The 15,845-nt window shown below is 70.1% G+C and carries 17 protein-coding genes; 8 read left to right on the top strand and 9 right to left on the bottom strand.

The window, feature by feature from the left end:
• Positions 1 to 538 precede the first annotated feature (538 nt).
• Positions 539 to 1,060, bottom strand: a complete 522-nt coding sequence (locus HNR00_RS24830; protein ID WP_183574139.1) for a DUF2244 domain-containing protein — start codon at positions 1,058 to 1,060, stop codon at positions 539 to 541.
• Positions 1,061 to 1,080: 20 nt separating this feature from the next.
• Here HNR00_RS24830 and nth point away from each other — a divergent pair, with 20 nt between their 5' ends.
• Positions 1,081 to 1,887 (top strand): endonuclease III, encoded by an 807-nt coding sequence (gene nth, locus HNR00_RS24825; RefSeq protein WP_183574137.1) that lies wholly within the window; start codon positions 1,081 to 1,083, stop codon positions 1,885 to 1,887.
• Positions 1,888 to 2,112: 225 nt separating this feature from the next.
• Positions 2,113 to 2,907: a phosphoribosylaminoimidazolesuccinocarboxamide synthase gene (purC, locus tag HNR00_RS24820; RefSeq protein ID WP_012452496.1), complete on the top strand. Its 795-nt coding sequence runs from the start codon at positions 2,113 to 2,115 to the stop codon at positions 2,905 to 2,907.
• 3 nt (positions 2,908 to 2,910) lie between these two features.
• On the opposite strand, the gene HNR00_RS24815 is transcribed toward purC, so the two are convergent.
• From HNR00_RS24815 to HNR00_RS24800, 4 genes are read right to left on the bottom strand one after another with little or no spacing between them, the layout of a single operon-like run.
• A complete protein-coding gene (locus tag HNR00_RS24815) occupies positions 2,911 to 4,569 on the bottom strand; it encodes a glycosyltransferase family 2 protein (protein WP_183574135.1) in 1,659 nt (552 codons plus the stop codon).
• Positions 4,566 to 6,593, bottom strand: a complete 2,028-nt coding sequence (locus tag HNR00_RS24810) for a glycosyltransferase family 2 protein (RefSeq protein WP_183574146.1) — start codon at positions 6,591 to 6,593, stop codon at positions 4,566 to 4,568. The genes HNR00_RS24815 and HNR00_RS24810 overlap by 4 nt, the downstream gene beginning before the upstream one ends.
• 31 nt (positions 6,594 to 6,624) lie before the next feature.
• Positions 6,625 to 7,275 carry a hypothetical protein gene (locus HNR00_RS24805; protein ID WP_183574133.1) on the bottom strand — a complete coding sequence of 217 codons (651 nt, stop codon included), beginning with the start codon at positions 7,273 to 7,275 and terminating at the stop codon, positions 6,625 to 6,627.
• A gap of 20 nt (positions 7,276 to 7,295) precedes the next feature.
• Entirely contained in the window at positions 7,296 to 7,844 is a 549-nt protein-coding gene (locus tag HNR00_RS24800; protein ID WP_312886118.1) for an invasion associated locus B family protein, read from the bottom strand.
• A gap of 165 nt (positions 7,845 to 8,009) precedes the next feature.
• Here HNR00_RS24800 and HNR00_RS24795 point away from each other — a divergent pair, with 165 nt between their 5' ends.
• On the top strand, positions 8,010 to 8,447 hold the full coding sequence (locus HNR00_RS24795) for a hypothetical protein (RefSeq protein ID WP_183574128.1): 438 nt from the start codon (positions 8,010 to 8,012) through the stop codon (positions 8,445 to 8,447).
• A gap of 11 nt (positions 8,448 to 8,458) precedes the next feature.
• On the opposite strand, the gene HNR00_RS24790 is transcribed toward HNR00_RS24795, so the two are convergent.
• Together HNR00_RS24790 and HNR00_RS24785 are read right to left on the bottom strand one after the other, a co-directional pair.
• The gene (locus tag HNR00_RS24790) at positions 8,459 to 9,184 is read right to left on the bottom strand and encodes a M48 family metallopeptidase (protein WP_183574126.1); all 726 of its coding nucleotides are present in this window, start codon (positions 9,182 to 9,184) and stop codon (positions 8,459 to 8,461) included.
• A gap of 85 nt (positions 9,185 to 9,269) precedes the next feature.
• A complete protein-coding gene (locus HNR00_RS24785; RefSeq protein WP_183574124.1) occupies positions 9,270 to 10,517 on the bottom strand; it encodes a polyhydroxyalkanoate depolymerase in 1,248 nt (415 codons plus the stop codon).
• Between the two features lie 146 nt (positions 10,518 to 10,663).
• Between HNR00_RS24785 and HNR00_RS24780 the strand changes: the two genes are divergently transcribed.
• The 5 genes from HNR00_RS24780 to purQ all read left to right on the top strand — a co-directional run bounded on the left by HNR00_RS24780 (position 10,664) and on the right by purQ (position 14,266).
• A complete protein-coding gene (locus HNR00_RS24780; RefSeq protein ID WP_183574144.1) occupies positions 10,664 to 12,094 on the top strand; it encodes an ActS/PrrB/RegB family redox-sensitive histidine kinase in 1,431 nt (476 codons plus the stop codon).
• Between the two features lie 36 nt (positions 12,095 to 12,130).
• Positions 12,131 to 12,733 carry an ActR/PrrA/RegA family redox response regulator transcription factor gene (locus tag HNR00_RS24775; RefSeq protein ID WP_246391105.1) on the top strand — a complete coding sequence of 201 codons (603 nt, stop codon included), beginning with the start codon at positions 12,131 to 12,133 and terminating at the stop codon, positions 12,731 to 12,733.
• A 275-nt stretch (positions 12,734 to 13,008) separates the two neighbouring features.
• A complete protein-coding gene (locus tag HNR00_RS24770) occupies positions 13,009 to 13,233 on the top strand; it encodes a hypothetical protein (RefSeq protein WP_183574122.1) in 225 nt (74 codons plus the stop codon).
• 113 nt (positions 13,234 to 13,346) lie between these two features.
• A complete protein-coding gene (gene purS / locus HNR00_RS24765) occupies positions 13,347 to 13,586 on the top strand; it encodes a phosphoribosylformylglycinamidine synthase subunit PurS (RefSeq protein ID WP_183574120.1) in 240 nt (79 codons plus the stop codon).
• Positions 13,586 to 14,266 carry a phosphoribosylformylglycinamidine synthase subunit PurQ gene (purQ, locus tag HNR00_RS24760; RefSeq protein ID WP_183574118.1) on the top strand — a complete coding sequence of 227 codons (681 nt, stop codon included), beginning with the start codon at positions 13,586 to 13,588 and terminating at the stop codon, positions 14,264 to 14,266. Before purS ends, purQ begins: the two co-directional genes overlap by 1 nt.
• A 103-nt stretch (positions 14,267 to 14,369) precedes the next feature.
• Here the strand turns inward: purQ and HNR00_RS24755 are convergent, their stop codons facing one another.
• Entirely contained in the window at positions 14,370 to 14,963 is a 594-nt protein-coding gene (locus tag HNR00_RS24755) for a PepSY domain-containing protein (RefSeq protein WP_183574116.1), read from the bottom strand.
• A gap of 122 nt (positions 14,964 to 15,085) precedes the next feature.
• Positions 15,086 to 15,631: an adenine phosphoribosyltransferase gene (locus HNR00_RS24750; protein ID WP_183574114.1), complete on the bottom strand. Its 546-nt coding sequence runs from the start codon at positions 15,629 to 15,631 to the stop codon at positions 15,086 to 15,088.
• Positions 15,632 to 15,845 lie beyond the last annotated feature (214 nt).

Below are 15,845 nucleotides of genomic sequence, written 5' to 3'. Positions count from 1 at the left end.
CATACTCTCACGGTTCAGCCTCTCAGCCGAACCCGCAAGGACATGAACAAGCCGCCCGCGTTTCTCTTTCTCGATATCTACTTGTCAAAGAGCGAAGAAGTCCGCACCCAAGGCGCAACCCCCTGCTGAGAACGCGCCATCGCCCCGGTTGCCCGGCCCGATCAGCCCCGTCTTCAGCGATAGTACCACGGCGGCCTCGTCAACCCGGCGATCATGTCACCGGCAGGAGCCCTGCCCGAGCGGTCCGTGGCCTCTAGAGCCGGCGAACCGTCCTGTCAACCGTCATCCGATCGACACATCCGGGACACGAAGGACAGCCATCGTCCGATCCAGTCGCCCGGATCAGCCGTGCCGCTCAAACAGTCCCGAAGACCTCAAGGCCGCCGCGCCACCGTGTGGTGGGCCGCCGCGCCCCGTCGGTGAGGTGCTTCTACGAGGACCCGCCCACGCCGTCAATCGAAAAAACGAGAAAAATGCGAAAGTGCCCGCCAGGGACCATCGTGGTGCACCTAGCGGGGCGTTCAGCGCCGGGGTGCTGTCAGAACCCTTTTTTCACCCGAGCCAGCGCCGAGGCGAGGCCTTCGGCGACCCGCTCGCGCTCGACCGGGTCGGCGTCGCGGGCGACGACGACGTGCTCGCGGCGGGAGATCAGGGTCAGCCGGCGCAGGCCGAACTCGTCGTCGTCCAGGCGGGCGAGCTTGGTCCAGAGCGGGTTGAAGCGCCATTCGCGCCGGCCGCCGCGCGGATCGATCCGGGCGAGCGAGACTTCGAGGGGCGATATCGCCACCTCCTCGAACGAGCGGCCGCGCTTGAAGCTCACCTTCAGCGCCACGTAGAGGGCCAGCATGTCGAGGCCGAAGAAGCCGGCGATCGGCCAGAAGCCGGCCCGCCAGCAGGCGATCGAGGTCACGAGGGAGACGAGGCAGCACAGGATCATCACGATCCGGAACCCGTCGCGACCGAGCGATTGATTGGGGCGGATGACGGCCGTGTAGAGCGGACGATCCATCGTCGCCGGGTCGAGCCCGTTGGGATGCGCAGAGAGGTTGCCGCTGACCATGCGGGCAATATAACGCGCCGATGCCTCCAAGAAAGCCTGCGCCGCGCATTTCCGATACGGAAGAGCGTCTCTCGAAACCTGCCGCGGGCAAGAAGCCGGCGAAGAAGCCCGGCAAGGCCGAGGCGCGCCTCGGCCCCGTTCTGAAGGGGCGCGTCGAGACGGCGCCTGAGGCGGTAGACGACGAGACCCTGGTCGAAATTTTCTCGCGGCTGCGCGAAGCCGACCCGGAGCCGCGCTCGGAACTCCAGTTCCAGAATCCCTACACGCTGCTCGTCGCCGTGGTGCTCTCGGCCCAGGCGACCGACAGGAGCGTGAATCTCGCCACCGAGCCGCTCTTCGCCATCGCCGACACCCCGCAGAAGATGCTGGCGCTCGGCGAGGAGCGGGTGCGCCACTTCATCCGCACGATCGGGCTGTTCAACACCAAAGCCAAGAACGTCATCGCGCTCTCGCGCATCCTGATGGAGCGGCACGGGGGCGAGGTGCCGCGGGAGGCGGCCGCGCTGGAGGTGCTGCCCGGCGTGGGCACCAAGACCGCGAGCGTGGTGCTCAACGTCGCCTTCGGGGTGCCGCGGATCGCGGTGGACACCCACATCTTCCGGGTCTCGAACCGGATTCCGCTGTTTTCCGCGCCGACGACCGACAAAGTGCAGGCGGGGTTGGAGGCTCGCGTGCCGGAGCCCTACCGGCTCAACGCGCATCACTGGCTGATCCTGCACGGGCGCTACACCTGCAAGGCACGGCGGCCGGATTGCCCGCGCTGCCGCATCGCCGACCTGTGCCGCTACCCCTCCAAGACGGCCGACCTCACGCCCATATCGGATTGACACCATCCCGCGAACCGGCCCCGCCGCAGCCCTGCAGGCATTGCCGTGCAAGGCCAACGCGTTGTGCTGCAAAGCCCGTTCCGGTACAGAGATGCTACGGCGGCCGGGACTATTTCCCGCGGACAGTTGGGGTCCTCGGGAACGTGCTCCGGCCGCCCGCCCGCCAGACGGGTCGCCGCGCCGCGGATTCGCTTCACGTGCTAGTTCCGAAGGAGCCCCGGCCCCATGGACTTCCTCAAACCACGGTACACGCCTATGAACCGCCGCCGTCGCATCTACGAGGGCAAGGCGAAGGTCCTCTACGAGGGACCCGAGCCCGGGACGCTCATCCAGCACTTCAAGGACGACGCGACCGCCTTCAACGCGAAGAAGCACGAGGTGATCGACGGCAAGGGCGTGCTGAACAACCGCATCTCCGAGTTCGTCTTCCAGCACCTCAACGACATCGGCGTGCCGACGCATTTCATCCGCCGGCTCAACATGCGTGAGCAGCTGATCCGCGAGGTCGAGATCATCCCGCTCGAGGTGGTGGTGCGCAACGTCGCGGCCGGCTCGCTGGCGCAGCGCCTCGGCCTGGAGGAAGGCACGCAGCTGCCGCGCTCGATTATCGAGTTCTACTACAAGAACGACCAGCTCAACGATCCGATGGTGTCGGAAGAGCACATCACCGCCTTCGGCTGGGCAACGCCGCAGGAGATCGACGACATCATGGCGCTGGCGATCCGCGTCAACGACTTCCTGTCCGGCCTCTTCCTCGGCGTCGGCATCCGCCTCGTCGACTTCAAGATGGAGACCGGGCGCCTGTGGGAGGGCGACCTGATGCGCATCGTCGTGGCCGACGAGATCTCTCCGGATTCCTGCCGGCTGTGGGACATCAAATCCTCGGACAAGCTCGACAAGGACCGCTTCCGCAAGGATCTCGGCGGGCTGATCGAGGCCTACACCGAGGTCGCCAAGCGGCTCGGCATCATGTCCGAGAACGAGAAGGTGCAGGCCGGCGGGCCCCGGCTGGTGCAGTAGCGCCTAACGCGGCGCGGCCGGAGCCACACCGGTCCAGCCGCGGCGCAGGCGGACATGGGTCGAGAGGTCCGGATTGAGCCCCGGATGATAATGGGGGTCCTGCGCCAGCAGCGGCCCCCATCGCCGTTTCAGGGTCTCGATCTCGGCGGCGTGGCGGGCGGCGGCTTCCGGTGATGGACGGCGGCTCGCCGATTCGCGGTGATGCAGCACCGCGCCGCCGACGAAGAGCGTGCGCAGGCCGGCCGCGTTCAGGCGCAGGCAGAGGTCGAGATCGTTAAAATCGACGGCGAAGGCCGGATCGAAGCCGCCCACCTTCTGAAATTTTTGCTTCTCGATCACGAGGCAGGCGGCCGTCACCGCGGCGACCGTGCGGGTCGCGCGCAACCCCGAACAATAGCCCGGCGCGTCTTCCGCAAAATGACGATGGCCGTGGGTGGCGAGCCCTCCGGTGCCCAGCACGATGCCGCCGTGCTGGATGCGGCCCTCGCCGTCGATCAGCCGGGCGCCGACGGCACCGATCTCGGAGCGAAGGGCCTCGCGCACCATGCGCTCCAGCCAGTCGGGACTTTCCGCCTCGACATCGTTGTTGACGAAGGCGAGCACGTTTCCGCGAGCCGCCTCGGCAGCGCGGTTGTTGATGGCGGCGAAGTCGAACGGGCCGGCGCAGTCGAGGATGCGGGCGGCGTCCGTCGCGCGGAGTTCTTCGAACCAAGCGAGCGTCGCGGGATCGCGGCTGCCGTTGTCGCAGATCAGGATCTCTTTCGCCGGCCAGTCGGTGCGGGCGCGCAGGCTCTCGATGCAGGGGCGCAGCAGGTCGAGCCGGTCGCGGGTCGGCACGATCAGGCTGACGAGGGGCCGCGGCAGCGGCAGGGGCCGTTCCAGGCGGATCACCCCGTCCGGCTCGACGAAGGCGAGGGTGTCCCCCTCCCCCGTCCGGTCGAGATCGCGCCGCACCGCCTTGAGGCGGGCGCGGCGGGTCTCGGCGCGGGCCCCCTCCCCTCCCCCCTCGGACGGCAGCGTCGAGACCGAGAGGAGGCGCGGCAGGTGGCGCAGGACGCTCGGGCCGAGGCGGGCGGCGAGGTCGAGGGCGATGTCGAGTGCGGCGGCGCCGGGGACGGGTTCGACCGACGCCACGCTCGCGCGGCGCAGGACGAGGACCGGGCCGAGCCAGTCGACCGCGCGCAGAAAGTCCGGGTCGAAGGCGGGGCGCAGCAGCGGCAACCAGGGGCCGCCCGGACGGGTGCGGACGAGGGCGTCGCCGTAGAGGGCGTGGATCGAGGGGTCGGCAAAGGCGGCGGCGATAGCTTCCACGGCGCCCGCCACGAGGGTGTGGCCGGGGGCCGCAAGGAGGACGAGGGGCAGGCCCTCGGACGCGATCCGGACGGTGCCGTCGGAGGCCGGCTCGATCCGCTCGAGGCCGTGGCGGCCTAACTCGTGGTCCGGCTCGGAGGCCGGCGCCGGGCCGGGCCAAGACAGGCGGTGATGCGCGCCGGTCAGCGCGGCGAAGGCGGTGGCCGCCCTCACCCGGCGGCCGGTCAGGCGGGCGATCAGGATCGGCAGCAGCCGGCCGGGATGCCGGGCCGCGCGGACAAAACGGCGAAAAAAACTCGGCGCGGGCTCGGCGGCGAAGAGCAGGGCGTCGGGGAGCGGCGCGCCCGTCATTCGAGGTCCTCGCCGAAGGTCGTGAGCGACAGGGCCGGGTGATGGAACGGGTCGTGGCGGATCGTGTCGCGCCAGCGCTCGGCGAAGGCGGCGGCCTCGCGCTCGAAAAGCTGGCGGGCGGCGCCCGTGGGCCGGCCACGGCTGACCGATTCGAGGTGGGACAGGACGGCATGCGGCGTCCAGACCGTCTTCCAGCCCGCCGCCCCCAGGCGCAGGCAGAAATCGACGTCGTTGAAATCGACGGCGAAGGTCGCGGCATCGAAGCCGCCGACCGCTCGGTACTTTTCCGAGCTGACGGCGAGGCAGGCGGCGGTGACGGCCGAGACCTCGTGAGAGACGCGCAGCCGGCCGAGATGGCCCGGCGTGTCGGCGGGGCGGCGGCGCAGGATGTGGCCGGCCTCGCCGCCGAGGCCGACGACGACGCCGGCATGCTGGAGGCACCCGTCGCGATAGAGGAGCTTGGCGCCGACCGCGCCAACCTCCGGCCGCACGGCTTCAGCCACCATGGCGTCGAGCCAGTCGGTCCGCAGCACCGCCACGTCGTTGTTGAGCAGGACGAGGATTTTTCCACGCGCCACCTCGGCGCCCCGGTTCACCATGGCGGCGAAGTTGAAGGGATGCGGGAAGGGCTCGATCCGCACGCGGGGATCGGCCCGCAGCCCCTCGTAGAATCGCAACACCTTCGGATCGGCCGAGCCGTTGTCGACGATGACGAGTTCGATCGCCGGGTAGTCGGTCCGCGTGAGCACGTCGGTGGTGACGCGGGCGATCAGGTCGGGCCGGTTGCGGGAGGGGATGATCACGCTGACCGGCGGTGCGGGGTCCGGCCGTGGTCGGTGCAGGTCGAGGATGTTTTTGTGCAGAACCGGGCGGACGAGATCGCTCACCGCGGAGAGCTGTTCGAGGAGGGCGGCGCGGCGTGCCGTGTCCTCGGGCCGAATCGCGCGGCGGCACAGGATACGCGGGAGATGGACGACGCGGGTGGCGTCGCTGAGGTCGAGATCGAGACCGGTCGCGAAGTTATCCGGTGCGCTCACCGGCCGCGGGGGCAGGCCGGCGAGGAAATCGCGGGCGACGAGGGCCGGGGCGCCGACGAAGCCGGTGACGCGGGCGAGGTCGGGGCTCCAGTCGGGCTTGAGCCGGGGCACGGGATAGGCGTCGCCGATTTCGTCGTCGGCGTAGACGAGTTCTGGCTTTTCCTCACGGTACGCAGCCGCCAGCAGGGCCAGGGCATGCGGGGCGAGGCGGTCGCCGGGGTGCAAGATTCCGAAAAGATCGGCGTCGCCGCAAAGAGCTAGGGTCGTGGCGTCTGGGTTCCAGGCGGTCGCACGGATGCGGGGATCGGGCGCGAACCCGGCCTCGGCGCCGGAGAGCTGGAGCGTCCAGTTCGCGTGGCTCTGCGCCGTCAGCGCCGCCAGCGTGTCGGCCATCGCGCCGGCCGTTGCACCCTCGGCCGCGAGGACGAGGCGGATGCGGATGTCCGGGGCGGGCGTTTCCGGCGGGGGCGGCGTGCCGCGGGCGTCGCGCCATCCGGCATAGGCGGACAGGGGCGTGACCGCGCAGGCGCCGCGCAGGGAGTCGCGCCAGCGCCGCTCGTCGCGTCGCAGCAGCGCGCGCAGAGCCCCGGCGGCGCGCAGGGGACCCTTGGCGAGGCACTCGGCGAAGACGTGTTTCGAGGTGCGCGCGCCGACCCGTTCGAGCGTGAAGCCCGGCCCCCCGGCGATCTCGATACCCTCGCAATCGGCGGGAAGGTAGCCGAGCCAGAAGGCGCAGCCGAGGACGACGCCGGGCAACACGAAGCGGTCGATGCGCCCGTTCCGGCGGCGCAAGCGCAGGAGTGGGCGCTGCGGCCGGGCGCGCGCCGGCAGGGTGTAGCGCAGCACGATCCAGCCGCCCAAGACCTCGGGCGGCAGTTCCAGGCGGCGGTCGAAGAGCGGGTCGTCGGTCGCGATGAGGGAGAAGGGCGTCGCGCGGCCCTGCCACGCGCCATCCGCCGGGGCGAGGCCGTCCTGCGGCGTGGTCAGGCGGCCGCTCCCCGTATGGCCGATCCGGCCGTCATTGGCCCGGCACCGGCGCTTCGCTCTGGACCGCCTCGGTGGCGGCGGGCTTGCGGCGGCGGGCCACGGACTTGGCCTTCTGCGCCCCCAGGCTCACCTCGATGTCGTAGCCCCAGGCCTTGTCGGCGGGCACGACGAGATCGTTCTCGATCACCGTCCCCTCCCCTTGGGCGGTGCCGGCGGGAATCGGGATCGCGACCCGGTGGGGCCGGCTCATCACCGGCTGCTCGTTGTACTTGATCGCGACGGTCACCGGCGCCTCGAATCGGCCGGGGGCGCCCGCCGGCCCGAGCATGGCGCGGACCTCGACGCCGACCCGCACCGACACGGAACCGTCGCCCCGCGCCTGGCACTCGCGGCTGAGGCGGGAGAACACGATCTGATGGCGCAGGCGGGCGTTGTCGCCGGCCGCGCCCGCGAAGGCCTGGATCGCGGCGCCGCCGTCCGGCACGAACACGTTCGGGCAGTAGACGTCGTTGGGGTCGAAGGCCTTCGGCGCCATCAGGTTGCCGCCGCCTCCGCCGCCATCACCGCTGCCGCCGCCGCCGCCGAACAGGTTCTTGAAGAAGCCGCCGGACTCGGCCTGCGCACCGCCGATGCCGGCGAGCACCAGCCCGAGACACGCGGCAAGCCGCGCCGTCGTGGTCATCCCGCGCATCACGCTCCCTCTTACTTCAGCGCGTCGAAGCCGGTCCCGAAGCCCTTCATCGAGACCGGGATGCCGACGCCCTCCTCCGGGGTCTGGAACACGATGAAGGTCGCCTGCGCCCCGCCCCTGAGGGAGCGGACCAAGCCGTCGTCCATCACCACCTCGGCGACGCAGCCGGTGGTGAGGCAGCGTACGAAGCTCGCCCGGCCGATATCGGTCTGGTCGATCTTGAGGCCGAGGCCGGAGGGCAGCAGCACGCCGAGCGGCGCCACCACGCGCAGCAGGTAGCCGCGGTTGTCCGCGGTCTTGAGGACGATGACGACGAGCGTCAGGTTCGGCCGGTCCTCGGCGGCCACGTACTGCACCAGGGCGCATTGCTCGGCCTTGGCGCCGGCCGGCGTCTCGCAGCGCAGCTGCCAGTCCTCGAAGGTGTTGCGCACGGTGCCCTGCGCCGCGGCCGGGCCGGCGGACGAGATAGACGCCGCCGCGACCGAGAGGAAGGCCAGCGCGAGCCGGCGGCGCCCGGCGCCCGACCGCATCACCCGACCCACGCCCGAAAACAGACCCACGCGGCAGTCCCTCATCGCTCTCGCCCACCCCGCGAAAGCACGGGAGGTGGGACCATGCGGGTCACCCGGTGTCAAGCAATCGCGGCGAGGGTGTGTCCGTGGCTACCGCCGAAGCGCGGGCTGCTCTACATAATGGTCAAGCTCGCCCCCACCGGGATCCACATCATGCGCCGCCTCGCCCTCTCGGCCCTCGCTACGGGCCTCGTTTCGGGTCTCTTGCCGGCCTTCCTCGTCGCCGGCAGCGGAAGCGCTCTCGCCCTGTCCCTGCCCTTCGAGGAATCGACCTATCGGCCGCCGGAGGCGACCACGACCTATGTCGAGCGCTCCCTCAACCGTCAGGCACCGCTCACCATCGAGCACCTGCCGGTCGAGCGGAATCCGCGCGGGCGCCGGGGCGATTCCGCGGCCATCGCCGGCTTCTGCCGCGACGGCGGCACGATCCTGCGCCGCGACGACTCGGGCCGCCCGGTCTATCTCCGCCAGCGCGAGGTCTGCGACAACGTCGCCCCGCGCCAGATGTGGCCCGGCCACGTCGATCCGCGCCCGGCCTGGCCGGCGGAGCGGGCCCGCATGCGCAGCCGGGCGATCGTGACGAAGTACTGAAGCCGAACGGCTCAACCGTAGCGGTGCAGCTCCGAACCGTGCCGCTTCAGCCAAGCCTCCGCCGCGTCGACGTTGGGGCACAGCTCGTGCGTCAGCGCCCAAAAGCGGGCCGAGTGGTTCATCTCGCGCAGGTGCGCCATCTCGTGCGCGACGAGGTAGTCGAGCACGATCGGCGGAGCGAGGATCAGGCGCCAGGAGAAGTTCAGCTCGCCCTTGGCGGTGCAGGAACCCCAGCGGCTGCGGGTGTCGCGCAAGGTCAGCCCGGTCGGGCGCCGACCGAGCCGGTCGGAATAGGTCGCGATCGCGTCCGACAGGTCGCGCCGGGCCTCGCGCTGCAGGAACTCGCGCACCCGGCGGGCGACGTGCGGCGCCTCCCCCGGAACCGTGACGGTCGCGGCCTGCGGATCGACCTCGACCGTGCCGCGGCCCTCGCGATGGAGGATCGCGTGGGGCACGCCCCGCAGCGGGATCGTCGCGCCGGGCAGGAACGGCACCCGTTCGGGGATGCGGGCGAGGCGGGCGGCGATCCAGCCGCCATGGGCTTGCGCGAATTTCTGCGCCGCCGCCAGCGACGAGCGGGTCGGCAGCGTGAGGATCACCGCGCCGGTCGCGCTCGACACCCGCAGCGTCAGGCGGCGGGCGGTCGGGCGCCGGAGGATGGCGATGCTGAAAGTCCGGCCGTCATGATCGATCTCGATGTGGTCGGGATCGGGCCGTCGCAGGAGCGCGCGCAACATGGGCGGGAACCTAACCGGCGCGAGCCGGCCGAACCATCCCGCCCGCATGCCGTTCACGTGATTTTCGGCACCATCGATGCACCCGTCAGGCCGGACTTGCCTGCATCTCGCGGATGAAGGCGGCGATGCGGGGGGCGATGACCGAGCGGTAGCGCGAGCCGTTGAACACGCCGTAATGCCCGACCTTCTCCTGCAGGTGGTAGGCCTTGCGGGCATCGGGGAGATTCGGCGTCAGGTCGAGGGCCGCCTTGGTCTGGCCGACGCCGGAGATGTCGTCGTTCTCGCCCTCGACCGCGAGGATCGCACAGCGCCGGATCGCCGAGAGATCGACCGGCCGGTCCCTATGGCGCATCGCGCCCCGCGGCAGGGCGTGATCGACGAACACCGTCTGGACCGTCTGGAGATAGAACTCCGCCGTCAGGTCCATCACGGCGAGGTACTCGTCGTAGAACTCACGGTGCTTCTCCGCCGAATCGCCGTCGCCGGTGACGAGGTGGTGGAACATGTCCGAATGCGCGGTGACGTGCCGGTCGAGATTCATCGCCATGAAGCCCGACAGTTGCAGGAAGCCCGGATAGACCCGGCGCATCGCGCCGGGATTCGGCAGCGGCACCACCGTGATGCAGTTCTTCTCGAACCAGCCCATGCCGCGCTCCTGTGCGAGGCAGTTCACGGCGGTGGGCGAGCGGCGTGTGTCGATCGGCCCGCCCATCAGCGTCATCGAGACCGGCACGGCCGGGTCGTCGGCGGCCTCCATCACGGCCACCGCGGCGAAGACCGGCACGGCGGGCTGGCACACCGCCATGACGTGCAGGTCCGGACCGAGGTCGCGGAACATCGCGGTCAGGTACTCGATATAGGTGTCGAGGTCGAAGCGCCCCTCCAGGAGCGGCACCATGCGGGCGTCGGACCAGTCGGTGACGAACACCTGATGGTTCGGCAGCATCGCCTCGACCGTCCCGCGCAGGAGCGTCGCGTAATGGCCGGACATCGGCGCCACCACGAGGAGCTTGGGCTGCGGCTCCGACGGTCCGCGGTTCAGCGCCCGCTCGAAGGCGACGACGCGGCAGAACGGCCGCTCCCACACCACACGCTCGAACACCGGCACGCGCTGCCCGTCCACGACGGTCGAATCGAGCCCGAAATGCGGCTTGCCGTAGCGGCGGGTCGCGCGCTCGAACATCTGCAACGCCGCCGCCGCCGAGCGGGCATAGGGGCCGTAGGCGAAGGGGTTGCCCGGATATTCCAGGCTGTGCCGCGTCATGTCCGCAGCGAGCCGGGCGGGCGCCAGCATCGCGCGCGCGGCCTCGTACCACGCATAGGCCAAGTCCATGTCCGCGCTCCCCTTTGCGGCGATTTTCGAGCGTTTCTTAACCGATGTTGGTTTCGAAAGGACAACAGATTCGTGGGTAGATTCCCGGGTGCGGCGCCGGGACACCCATGTCCGCCCGGTCGCCCGGCCCTATGGTCTGGCGCACCATGATCGATGCAGCGCCCGAAATCGGCCGACCGGCCGGCCGCCACCTGCGGCTCGACACCTTCGTCCGGCTGCGCTGGCTCGCGCTCACCGGCCAGAGCGCGGCGGTGGTCGGAGCGCAGTTCGGGCTGGGGCTGAACCTGCCCTTCGGCTGGTGCTTCCTCGTGATCATGGCCTCGTGCTGGCTCAATCTCGCGCTGCGCATCCGGTTTCCGGCGAGCTACCGGCTCAGCGACGACTCGGCGGCCCTGCTGCTCGCCTTCGACATCGTCCAGCTCGCCGCCCTGTTGTTCCTGACCGGTGGGCTGCAGAACCCGTTCTCGCTGCTGTTCCTCGCTCCCGTCCTGATCTCGGCCACCGCCCTGCCGCCGGACCGAACGCTCGCGCTCGGGCTCCTCGCGGTCGGGCTCGCGACCCTGCTCGCCCTGGTGCATCGGCCCCTGCCCTGGTTCGCCGACGGGCGGATCGAGTTGCCCTTCCTCTACGTGTCGGGCGTCTGGACCGCGATCCTGCTCGGCACCGCCTTCACCGGCGTCTACGCGTGGCGCGTCGCCGAGGAGACGCGCCAGCTCGCCCAGGCGCTGGCCGCGACCGAGCTCGTGCTCGCCCGCGAGCAGCACCTGTCGCAGCTCGACGGGCTGGCGGCGGCGGCGGCGCACGAACTCGGCACGCCGCTCGGCACCATCATGGTGGTGGCCAAGGAACTCGACCGGCTGCTCGGCCCCACCGCCACGCCCGCGGTCGCCGAGGATCTCAAGCTCCTGCGCGATCAGGTCGACCGCTGCCGCGGCATCCTCTCTAAGCTGACCTCGCTCGGCGAGGACACCGAGGACGGCGAGAGCTTCCTCCAGACCGTCACCTTCGGCCACGTCGTCGAGGAATTGGTGGCGCCCCAGCGGGCGCTCGGCGTCGCGGTGGCGGTGACGAAGCAGGGCGAGGGGCCGGAGCCGGTCTGCCGCCGCAATCCGGGCGTCATGTTCGGGCTGGCCAACATCGTCGACAACGCCGTCGATTTCGCCGCCAGCCGCGTCGAGATCGAGGCACGGTGGAACCTCGACCGGGTCTGGCTCGCGATCCGGGACGACGGGCCGGGTTTCCCGAGCGAAGTGCTGCTGCGGGCGGGCGAGCCCTACGTGACAACCCGCGGCCCGGAGCGCGCCAAGGGGGCGGGCAGAGGCGCGGCGCGCGGCGGCGATCAGGGCGGCGACGCGGTCGGCGCCGGGCTCGGGCTCGGACTGTTCATCGCCAAAACCCTGATCGAGCGCTCCGGCGCGCAGCTCGTCCTGTCCAACATCACCGGAGCGGAGGAGCACGGCGCCCTGGTGCGGGTGTCCTGGGCTCGTCACATTTTCGAGAGGGACGTGGTCGCGCCCCGGCCCGTTGCGCACAATTCACTGCGACCCCTGCCAGAACGCGATGCCGCACCCATATAAAGCATTCAGATGACAGCCAGCGATGAGGAGCACGGCATGCTGACGCAGAGCGGGACGACGGTGCCGGCCCAGGACACCGCCTTCCTTTCCGAGACCGATCCGCTTTCCGCCTTCTCCGACCGCAGCCTGCTGATCGTGGACGACGACAAGCCGTTCTCCACCCGCCTCGCGCGGGCGATGGAGGGCCGCGGCTACGCCGTGCAGGTGGCCGAGAGCGTGAGCGAGGGCGTCGCCGCCGTCGAGGCCAAGGCCCCGGCCTTCGCCGTGATCGACATGCGGCTCGGCGACGGCAACGGGCTCGACGTGATCGCCCGCCTCAAGGAACGCCGCCCGGAAGCCCGCGGCGTGATCCTGACCGGCTACGGCAACATCGCGACCGCGGTGACGGCGGTGAAGCTCGGCGCCTTCGACTACCTCGCGAAGCCCGCGGATGCCGACGAGATCCACGGCACGCTGATGGCCCAGCCGGGCGAGCGGGCCGACCCGCCGGAGAACCCGATGTCGGCCGACCGGGTGCGCTGGGAGCACATCCAGCGGGTCTACGAGCTGTGCGGTCGCAACGTCTCCGAGACGGCACGGCGCCTTAACATGCACCGCCGCACGCTGCAGCGCATCCTGGCCAAGCGCGCCCCGCGCTGAGGCGAACGGATCGGCGGAACGACAACGAGGCCGGTGCCGACGCGCCGGCCTTTCCTATTGCCGATCCTGCCCCTACGATCCCGCCACTATTGCGTTGCCCGATCTGTTGAGGCGGGTGCTTCGATAGGCGACTTCAGGGCCGTCCAGGCGGGACGTTGCGCGCATAGAAGTCTGCTTTGCGTGCGAAAGTGTTTGCGTCACGCATCGCCGACAGTTGCGCGGGGCATGGTCGCCGGGCTAGTCCGCCCTGAACGGACGCAACGGACCGCCCGCGCATGCGCAACATGATCACGATCCTCAGCCTGATGGTGCTGGTCGGCACGGAAGTGTTCGCCGCCGCCATCGCGGCCGGCTGGGCGCTCGCCGGGCTGTTCGACCTCGGCGACACGGTCGGCCATATCCTGATGGCCCTGTTCAGCCTGCTCGCCGCCTGGATCATGGTCCAGCTCTGGCAGCGCGCGGTGAAGGCCGAGCCGTTCCGCCCGGCCAAGGGCTCCTGAGGGCCTCGCAGGACGTCGCGACATCGACGTCCGTCCGCCTCCCGCGAGGCTCCCACGCTTCCCCCGGTGCCGGCGACCCGGCATCCGCCGCGCATCCCAATCGAGTGCCTCCCATGAAAGCCCGCATCGTCGTCACCTTGAAGCCCGGCGTCCTCGACCCTCAGGGCAAGGCGATCGAGGCGGCCCTCAAGTCGCTGAGCATCGACGACGTGTCGGGCGTCCGGCAGGGCAAGGTGTTCGATCTCGAGATCGCCGGCAGCGACCGCGAGCAGGCCGAAGCGACGCTGAAGGCGGCTTGCGAGAAGCTGCTCGCGAACACCGTCGTCGAGAACTACACGATCGAGATCGCCTGATGCGCGCGGCCGTCGTCGTCTTCCCCGGCTCGAACCGCGACGGCGACGTCGCCCGCGCCCTGACGCGCTCGGGTGCCGACGTCGTCAAGGTCTGGCACGCCGATACCGAGCTTCCCGCCGGCACCGACCTCGCGGTCGTCCCCGGCGGCTTCTCCTACGGCGACTACCTGCGCTGCGGCGCCATCGCGGGACGCGCCGCCGCCATGGACGCGGTGCGGGCGCACGCCGCCCGCGGCGGCCTCGTGCTCGGCATCTGCAACGGCTTCCAGATCCTGTGCGAATCGGGCCTGCTGCCCGGCGTGCTGATGCGCAACGTCCAGCGCCGCTTCATCTGCCACCGGCAGTTCCTGCGGGTCGAGGAAACCGGCACCCGCTTCGCATCGGCCTATGAAAAGGGTCAGGTGATCGACGTCTGCGTCGCCCATGGCGAGGGCAACTACTTCGCGGACGCCGCCACGCTCGCACGGCTCGAAGGCGAGGGCCGCGTCGCCTTCCGCTACTGCGACGCCGCCGGCACCCTCACCGAGGACGCCAACCGCAACGGCTCGCTCAATTCGATCGCCGGCATCTATTCGGAGCAGCGCAACGTGCTCGGCATGATGCCCCATCCCGAGAACTTCGTGGACGATCTCGTCGGCGGCACCGACGGGCGCGGATTGTTCGACAGCCTCGCGGCGTAGCACTTTTCTGCTCGCTACCGAAAAGGCTCCTCCCTCGGATCGAGGGAGGAGCCTTTTTTGTCGGGATCGCTTCGGCTCCGCCTCGCAATGACGGAGCGAGCCATCAGTCGGCCTTGGCGACGCCGTCCGGCCCGACCTTGATCTCCTTCGAGCCGTCGGGCATCGCCACCGAGATCTCGTACTCGACGGCGTTGCCCTCGCGCTCGACCTCGGCCTCGTAGGCCTTGCCGCCACCAGCCTTCTGCTCGGCGATGGCCAGCGCGTCCTTGAGCGAGGTCTTGGCGTTGTTGAAGTCGGCCGGCTTCAGGCGGGTAAAGTAACGCTCGATCGGCTGATTCTCGCTCTTGTAGAGCTCGCCCGTGTCGGCGTTGACGCCGTGCTCGACCAGCTTGCCGTCGGGATAGACGACCTTGATGCTGTAATGGGCCGGGTTCTTGCCGTCGGCGAGTTCGAAGTCGGCGTCGATGGCGCGGCCGCCCGCTTCCTTGCCCTCGGCGGTCGTGATCGCCTGCGCGAGGCTGGTCTTGGCGAGCGGCGCGGCCTGCCACTCCTTCATGTCCTTGCCGGCGGTCGTCGCGGTGCCGGAGGCCGCGGGCTTGTCGGCGGGGGCCGTGGTGGTGGTCGTGGTGCTCTGGGCGGAGGCGACACCGGCGGAGAGCGCCACGAGGGCGGCGGCGGCAGTCAGACGCGTGAACATGGCGGGATTTTCCTTCTGGCGAGGCCCTTGTCGGGTCGCTTGAAACGCCAATCCCACCCGTTGGTTGCCGCGCAGCAACAACAGGATTTTCCGTCGGTTTCGGAACTTTTCGCCGCTCCGGTTCAGTGCCCTTCGAACTCCATGAGGGTGCGCACCGTGACGCCGAGGTCGCGCAGGCGTTGCGCTCCGCCGATCTCCGGCAGGTCGATGACGAAGCAGGCCGCCACCACCTCGGCGCCGAGCTGGCGCAGGAGGTTGACCGCCGCCGTCGCGGTGCCGCCGGTGGCGATGAGGTCGTCCACGAGGATCACCCGGTCGCCGGGACGGATCGCATCGACGTGGATCTCGATCTCGTCGGTGCCGTATTCGAGCGCATAGGCGGTCGAGACGGTCTTGTGGGGCAGCTTGCCCTTCTTGCGGATCGGCACGAAGCCGGAAGAAAGCTGGTGCGCCACCGCGCCGCCGAGGATGAAGCCGCGCGCCTCGATGCCGGCCACCTGGTCGATCCGCCCGCCCGCGAAGGGATGCACCAGCGAATCGACCGCCCGGCGGAACGACCGCGGGTCGCTCAAGAGGGTGGTGATGTCGCGGAAGATGATCCCCGGTTTCGGGTAATCGGGAATCGAGCGGATCGATTCCTTGAGGGCGGAGTGGCGGCGGGCTTCCATGCTCGGACTCGCTTTTTTCGAAGACTTGCCGCGGGTTAAATCAGATGGCGGCGTGGAGGGCCAGCGGCCGGGGAAAGGTCGCGTTGCCGAAACGCTGAAGCGACCCGAGCCTCACCCTCCACCGCCGTCATCAACTCAGTTCGTGGCGACCTGTCGTTTTTCGGCGAAGGCGTCGCGCAGGCGCGCGTTTGCGATGACGATGAGGCGCCGCATG

Source organism: Methylorubrum rhodinum, assembly GCF_014199935.1.
Classification (GTDB): Bacteria; Pseudomonadota; Alphaproteobacteria; order Rhizobiales; family Beijerinckiaceae; genus Methylobacterium; species Methylobacterium rhodinum.
Note: the sequence above shows the minus strand (reverse complement) of the source record. Positions and strands in the feature narration are given on the sequence as shown.

Excerpts from the sequence above, each read along its gene's own strand:
- HNR00_RS24830 (WP_183574139.1), bottom strand. The coding sequence starts at position 1,060 with ATGGTCAGCGGCAACCTCTCTGCGCATCCCAACGGGCTCGACCCGGCG.
- nth (WP_183574137.1), top strand. The coding sequence starts at position 1,081 with ATGCCTCCAAGAAAGCCTGCGCCGCGCATTTCCGATACGGAAGAGCGT.
- purC (WP_012452496.1), top strand. The coding sequence starts at position 2,113 with ATGGACTTCCTCAAACCACGGTACACGCCTATGAACCGCCGCCGTCGC.
- HNR00_RS24815 (WP_183574135.1), bottom strand. The coding sequence starts at position 4,569 with ATGACGGGCGCGCCGCTCCCCGACGCCCTGCTCTTCGCCGCCGAGCCC.
- HNR00_RS24805 (WP_183574133.1), bottom strand. The coding sequence starts at position 7,275 with ATGACCACGACGGCGCGGCTTGCCGCGTGTCTCGGGCTGGTGCTCGCC.
- HNR00_RS24795 (WP_183574128.1), top strand. The coding sequence starts at position 8,010 with ATGCGCCGCCTCGCCCTCTCGGCCCTCGCTACGGGCCTCGTTTCGGGT.
- HNR00_RS24790 (WP_183574126.1), bottom strand. The coding sequence starts at position 9,184 with ATGTTGCGCGCGCTCCTGCGACGGCCCGATCCCGACCACATCGAGATC.
- HNR00_RS24785 (WP_183574124.1), bottom strand. The coding sequence starts at position 10,517 with ATGGACTTGGCCTATGCGTGGTACGAGGCCGCGCGCGCGATGCTGGCG.
- HNR00_RS24780 (WP_183574144.1), top strand. The coding sequence starts at position 10,664 with ATGATCGATGCAGCGCCCGAAATCGGCCGACCGGCCGGCCGCCACCTG.
- HNR00_RS24775 (WP_246391105.1), top strand. The coding sequence starts at position 12,131 with ATGCTGACGCAGAGCGGGACGACGGTGCCGGCCCAGGACACCGCCTTC.
- HNR00_RS24770 (WP_183574122.1), top strand. The coding sequence starts at position 13,009 with ATGCGCAACATGATCACGATCCTCAGCCTGATGGTGCTGGTCGGCACG.
- purS (WP_183574120.1), top strand. The coding sequence starts at position 13,347 with ATGAAAGCCCGCATCGTCGTCACCTTGAAGCCCGGCGTCCTCGACCCT.
- purQ (WP_183574118.1), top strand. The coding sequence starts at position 13,586 with ATGCGCGCGGCCGTCGTCGTCTTCCCCGGCTCGAACCGCGACGGCGAC.
- HNR00_RS24755 (WP_183574116.1), bottom strand. The coding sequence starts at position 14,963 with ATGTTCACGCGTCTGACTGCCGCCGCCGCCCTCGTGGCGCTCTCCGCC.
- HNR00_RS24750 (WP_183574114.1), bottom strand. The coding sequence starts at position 15,631 with ATGGAAGCCCGCCGCCACTCCGCCCTCAAGGAATCGATCCGCTCGATT.